The 6,128-nt window shown below is 66.7% G+C and carries 5 protein-coding genes, 1 tRNA gene and 1 other RNA gene; 6 read left to right on the top strand and 1 reads right to left on the bottom strand.

All coding sequences use genetic code 11. The features are described 5' to 3' along the window. Positions 1-78: 78 nt before the first annotated feature. Positions 79-167 (bottom strand) — tRNA-Ser (locus NUW87_RS10325). Positions 168-289: 122 nt separating this feature from the next. Between NUW87_RS10325 and ffs the strand changes: the two genes are divergently transcribed. The 6 genes from ffs (at position 290) to NUW87_RS10295 (ending at position 6,119) form a co-directional block, all read left to right on the top strand. Further along, positions 290-385: signal recognition particle sRNA small type (ffs, locus tag NUW87_RS10320), an RNA gene on the top strand. A 21-nt stretch (positions 386-406) separates the two neighbouring features. Further along, the gene (locus tag NUW87_RS10315) at positions 407-1,687 is read left to right on the top strand and encodes an aspartate aminotransferase type Ic (protein ID WP_269028430.1); all 1,281 of its coding nucleotides are present in this window, start codon (positions 407-409) and stop codon (positions 1,685-1,687) included. Positions 1,688-1,697: 10 nt separating this feature from the next. Then, entirely contained in the window at positions 1,698-3,830 is a 2,133-nt protein-coding gene (locus NUW87_RS10310; protein ID WP_269028429.1) for a DNA polymerase III subunit gamma and tau, read from the top strand. 39 nt (positions 3,831-3,869) lie between these two features. Further along, on the top strand, positions 3,870-4,244 hold the full coding sequence (locus NUW87_RS10305; protein ID WP_269028428.1) for a YbaB/EbfC family nucleoid-associated protein: 375 nt from the start codon (positions 3,870-3,872) through the stop codon (positions 4,242-4,244). A gap of 63 nt (positions 4,245-4,307) precedes the next feature. After that, complete coding sequence (gene recR / locus NUW87_RS10300) at positions 4,308-4,934, top strand: recombination mediator RecR (RefSeq protein ID WP_269028426.1); 627 nt, start codon at positions 4,308-4,310, stop codon at positions 4,932-4,934. Between the two features lie 105 nt (positions 4,935-5,039). After that, positions 5,040-6,119, top strand: coding sequence for an HNH endonuclease signature motif containing protein (locus NUW87_RS10295; protein WP_269028425.1), 1,080 nt, complete (start codon positions 5,040-5,042; stop codon positions 6,117-6,119). Positions 6,120-6,128: the final 9 nt, after the last annotated feature.

Below are 6,128 nucleotides of genomic sequence, written 5' to 3'. Positions count from 1 at the left end.
CAGAACAAAAACAACTGGGATGCCGGTCCGTCCAGCATGTCGCGACTCATGCGTCAAGCATGACGCGACTCATGACAGTGGCGGAGGATGTGGGATTTGAACCCACGAGGGTCGTGAAACCCGCACGCGTTCCAGGCGTGTGACATAGGCCGCTAGTCGAATCCTCCAGCGACGCTCGAAAGCGTCTTGCGATATATTAGACCACCCAGCGCCCACGGCCAAAACCGCAGCGCATCCGGCTTATGCGGCCGTGGCTTGTTTCTGGAGGGGCAACATGGCTACAGTAGCGGGCAGGATCCCACGCGGTGTTATCTTGTGAACTCCCCCAGGGCGGGAACGCAGCAAGGGTCAGCGAGCTCTGGCAGGTGCGTGGGGTCCCTTTTTAATGCGCGCTACGATGTAACCCATGTCTCTTTCGGATCTTGATCCCACTCAGTTCTCCGAGCTGGCCCAGCGCACCCGTCAGCAGTACGACGAGCTCAAGGCCCGCAACCTCAACCTGGACCTCACGCGCGGCAAGCCGTCGAGCGAGCAGCTCGACTTCTCCAACGCCCTGCTCTCCCTGCCGGGGGAGGGCGATTACACCGACAACACCGGCGCGGACGTGCGCAACTACGGGGGCCTGACCGGCATCGCCGACATCCGCGAACTGTGGGCAGAGGCGCTAGGCATCGATCCGGACAACCTCATCGCCGGCGACTCTTCCAGCCTGAACATCATGTTCGACCTGATCTCCTGGTCGTATATATGGGGCACCAACGACTCGCCGCGCCCGTGGAAGGACGAGGAGCGCGTCAAGTGGATTTGCCCCGTCCCGGGCTACGACCGCCACTTCGCCATCACCGAGCACTTCGGCTTCGAGATGGTCCAGGTGCCCATGACCCCGACCGGCCCGGACATGGACGCCGTCGAGGAACTGGTGAAAGACCCGCAGGTCAAGGGCATGTGGACGGTGCCGATTTACGGTAACCCGACGGGGGTGACGTTCGCGCCGGAGGTCGTCGAGAAGCTTGCCGCGATGGAAACCGCGGCCGAAGACTTCCGCATCGTCTGGGACAACGCCTACGCCATCCACACGCTTACCGGCGCGCTGCCGGACAACCCCGACGTGATCGCGCTAGCGGAAAAACACGGCAACCCGAACCGCTTCTGGTACATGTCGTCCACCTCCAAAATCACCCTCGCCGGCTCCGGCGTGGCATTCTTCGCTTCCTCGAAGGCCAACTTGGAGTGGTACGCCTCCCACGCCTCCATCCGCGGCATTGGCCCGAACAAGGTCAACCAACTTGCACATGCGCGTTTGCTTGGCGACGTCCAAGGGTTGCACACGCTCATGAAACACCACGCCAACTCGCTGGCGCCCAAGTTCGAGGCCGTCATTGGGATCCTTGGCGAGCGCCTCGGCGAGTTTGGGGTAGCCGAGTGGACCGAGCCGGAAGGCGGCTACTTCATCTCCCTCGACGTGCTGGACGGCTCCGCCACCCGCGTGTGGGAGCTGGCCAAGGACGCCGGTATCACCCTGACCAAGGCTGGCGCCTCCTTCCCGCACGGCGTGGACGAGAACGACCAGAACATCCGCCTCGCGCCCTCGCTGCCGCCGCTGGACGAGGTGCGCACCGCCATGGACGGCGTTGCCACCTGCGTGCTGCTCGCCTGCGTGGAAGCTGCGGAGGCGCAGGCGGGCTAGACTTGCCCGCGTGGCTCTGTACAGGAAATACCGCCCCGCAACGTTCGGCGAGGTCATCGGCCAAGAGCAGGTGACCCGCCCCCTTTCAACCGCCCTGGACAACGGGCGGATCTCGCACGCCTACCTCTTTTCCGGCCCGCGCGGCTGCGGAAAGACGTCCTCGGCGCGCATCCTGGCGCGATCCTTAAACTGCGCCGAGGGGCCCACCTCCACCCCCTGCGGCGTGTGCGAATCCTGCGTCGCGCTCGCGCCGGGCGGCTCCGGCAACCTGGACGTGATGGAGCTCGACGCCGCCTCCCACGGTGGCGTGGAGGACATGCGCGAACTGCGAGAGCGCGCCCTGTTCGCGCCGGCGGAGTCGCGCTACCGCGTCTTCATCATCGACGAGGCCCACATGATCACGAAGGAGGGCAACAACGCCCTGCTGAAGATCGTGGAGGAGCCGCCCGCCCACCTGATTTTCATCTTCGCCACCACCGAGCCGGAGAAGATGCTGGGCACTATCCGCTCGCGCACCCACAACTACCCGTTCAGGCTGCTGGCGCCGCAGGCGATGCGCGAGCTGGTGCAGCACGTGGTGGAAGAAGAAGGCGTCCACGTCGACGAGAACGTCTACCCGCTGGTGATCCGCGCCGGCGGCGGCTCGCCGCGCGACACCCTTTCGATCCTGGACCAGATGCTCTCCGGCGCCGGGGAGGACGGCCTGACCTACGAGCTCGCACTGCCGCTGCTCGGGGTGACGGACCTGACGCTGCTGGACGCCGCCGTCGACGCTTTGGCGGACCGTGACGCGGGCGCGATGTACCGCACCATCGACCAGGTCATCGAGTCCGGCCACGAGCCCCGCCGCTTCGCCCTCGACCTGCTAGACCGCATGCGCGACCTGCTGCTTATCCGCACTGTCCCGGATGCCTTTGGGCAAGGGCTTGTCGACGCACCTTCGGACCGCGCCGACATCCTCACCCAAGAAGCCCACCAGTTTTCCCCGCAGCACCTCGCCCAGTTGGCGTCCGAGGTCAACGACCGCATCGCGAGCCTGCGCGGCGCAACCTCCCCGCGCCTGCTGCTAGAGATCATGGCCGCCCACCTGCTGACCCTGCAGCCGGCCGGCGGGGCCGAGCTGCGCCAGCCTGCGGCTTCTCCTGCGCCGTCCCAGTCCACGCAGCCGCAACAGGCGCAGCAGCCGCAGCAACCCAGCCCTGCGCGTGCGGGCGGAGGCGCGGCCGCGGCGGCCGCCGCAGCTGCCGCGGCCGCGTCGAAGGGCCGCCAGCAGGAGCAGCAGGCACCCGCACAGCCTGAGCCGGAGCAGCCGGCGCCGGACCCGCGCCCGCAGCCTGTCGAGCAGCCGCAGGAACACCAAGCGCCAGACACCGACGAGTTGTTTGAGCGCATCGACAAGGATTGGACGCGGCTACGCCAGTCCGTCGGCGAGCGCAACAAGGTTGCCGAGATCATGCTCACCGAGGCCACACCGCTCGGCTTCGACGACGACGTGCTCGTGGTCGGCCACCACACCGGCGCGCTGGCCGAGCGCATCAACGCCGAAAAGAACAACGCCGACATCGCCACCGTGCTCTCCGAGAAGCTCGGGGCGAAGATGCAGGTGCGATGCGTTATTGGCACCGACCCGGCGACCGCGAACCTGCGCCGCCCCGCCAAGCGCGAGGTGTGGAACCCGGGCGCGGAGACCGGTGAGGGCTCAGGCGGTGCGGGCGACTCTGACAGCTCGGACGGCTCAGATTCCGACGACCCCGCGCCCGCCCCGACCGCAGGCTGGGACGCGCCCGCCCAGATCGGCGGGCCCGCACCGGCCCGCCAGCAGGCGCCGCAGCAGGCACCGCAGGCACCAGCACCGCAGCCAACCCCGTCGATGCCTGCCAAGCGCGAGGACGACTGGCGCTCCGCCGCCCTGGCCGCCAGCCAAAAAGCCGCCGAAAAAGCCAAGCGTGAACGCGACGAAATCCCGCCGCCGCCCGAGCCGTACAACTACGAGGAGGAGGCGCCGCCCGAATACACCCGCGAGGACGAAGAACGCGACATGGCCGACCAGGCGCGCGCCGAGACAGGCACCGCGGACCGCCGCGACGCCACCGAAGTGGCGATGGACCTGCTCGCCGCCCAGCTCGGCGCGAAGCCGTTGTAGACTGGCGCGAGAACTATCAGTGAACGAAAGGGGACAACCATGACCCAGCCGCAAGATATGCAGGAACTCATCAGCCAGGCCGCCGAGGTGCAGGCCGCCCTCCAGCAGGCGCAGATGGAACTTCTGCAGACCGAGGTCACCGGCACCGCCGGCGGCGAACTCGTCACCGTCACCATGACCGGCGGCGCCGAGATCACCGACATCAAAATCAAGCCGGAGGCCGTCGACGCCGACGACATCGAGTCGCTGCAGGACCTCATCCTCGCTGCATACCGCGACGCCCACAACCAGGCCGGCAAGCTCGCTGAAGAGAAGATTGCCCCGCTGACCGGCGGCGCGATGGGCGGCGGCGCACCGCAGGGCGGCGCACCGCAGGCAGGCCCGGGCGAGATCCCGTTCGGCGGCGTCATCTAACTCCCGCTCCACCGCGTCCGGCCCCCTTGCGGTCGGGCGCGTTTTCTTTTGTGAAAGGACGCCGTGTTCGAAGGACCACTGCAGGACCTTATCGACGAGCTATCGCGCCTCCCCGGTGTCGGACCGAAGTCCGCGCAACGGATCGCGTTTCACTTGTTGAAGGAGGAACCGGAGGACGTCGATAGGCTGCGCGCCGCATTGGCCGCCGTGCGCGACGGGGTGACGTTCTGCCGCATCTGCAACAACGTCTCGCGCGAGGACATCTGCCGCATCTGCACCGATTCGGGGCGCGACAAAGCGCTCGTGTGCGTGGTGGAAGACGCGAAAGACATCCAGGTCATCGAGCGCACCGGCGAATACTCCGGCCGCTACCACGTACTTGGCGGGGCGCTGGACCCACTGGCGAACGTCGGGCCGAAAGACCTCGCGATCGCGCCGCTGTTGCAGCGCATCGGCGGTGTCCTGCCGGACCTGGAGGGCGCCGAGGCGCCGGCGGTAAGCGAGGTCATCTTGGCCACCGACCCCGACACCGAGGGCGAGGCGACCGCGTCGTATCTCGTGCGCCTGCTCAAGGACTTCCCGGACCTGACCATTTCGCGGCTCGCCTCCGGCATGCCGTTGGGCGGGGACTTGGAGTTTGTCGACGAGCTCACGCTCTCCCGCGCGCTTACCGGGCGTCTGCAGCTTTAGCCCCCCCTTTTTTACTGCGAGAATGCCGGTTATCCACAGGGGTGGTGTTGCGAATTCCACAGGGCGGTCCGGGATGGGGTTGCGTTGGGTTTAGGGTCTGTGGCCATGAACTCGTTCGACGCATTCATCCAGGCGATGTCCGCAGTATCCATGGAGACGCTGCGGCACTTCGACCTGCCGGTTGCCCTTGCTGCCGGCATGGCGCCGGATCGGGCGCGTGCGTGGGATCAGATGCAGGACGTCTACTACGGGAAAACGAAATTCACCCGCAAGCAAGCCCACGCGGTGCAGAAAGCCCGCGGGTTCTCCCTGGACGAACTCGGGCTGATCGAACGACGTGTTGCCGTGGTGAAGGATGCCGGCGAGCGGTGGCGGCTGCGGCTGGAACTGTTGGATGTCACCGGCGGGTACCGCGCGATCGAACGCGCCACACGAGAGATCGTGCCCCGCGAGGACAACACCCCGACAAAGAAACAAGTCGCGTTCTCCGCGCCGAAGAACGGGCGCGCACGCATCACCATCGACACCACCGACCGCAAAGCAGCCGACTTAGAGCACCGCCTGCGCCAAGGCATCGACGCCACGCTGCCGGCGGCGGCGCAGATGGAGGAGGCGTTCTGGCGCATCGTCGAAGGTAAGGCTGGCGGGGTGGTCGCCGCCGCGCCACGGCCGATCGTGATGGTGCCGATCACGGAGCACGCACGCATTATGGCGGGAGACGGCGACGACATCATCCTGACGCTGACTGACGGCACCATCATGACGGGTGCGGAGTACCTCCAGCAAGAGTTCGGCGAAGCCTTGGAGGTTGCCGCCTTCCACCCCGAGGAAGGCGCGGTGAACCTCTACGACACCGAACGCTTCGCCAACCAGAAACAACGCGATATGGCCTGCATGGTCTCACCCGTGTGCGCCTTCCCAGGCTGCCGCCACGGCGCCTACGCTTCCGAGATCCACCATGTGACAGCGTGGAAACACAGCGGGCTGACCAACATGGACAACCTGGTGCCGCTATGCAGGTATCACAACCGGATCAACGACGACGACCCCTGGCGCAACAAACGCGGCCGCATCGCCATGATCAGAGGCGCGCCCTGGTGGGTCTCACCCCGCGGCTACCACATCAAAAACACCGACCGCGGAGCACTCGACCAACTCTTCGGACCCCGAAGAGCTGGCCCCTAAGCAACGCGA

The organism is Corynebacterium pilbarense (assembly GCF_026930265.1).
Classification (GTDB): Bacteria; Actinomycetota; Actinomycetes; order Mycobacteriales; family Mycobacteriaceae; genus Corynebacterium; species Corynebacterium pilbarense.
Note: the sequence above shows the minus strand (reverse complement) of the source record. Positions and strands in the feature narration are given on the sequence as shown.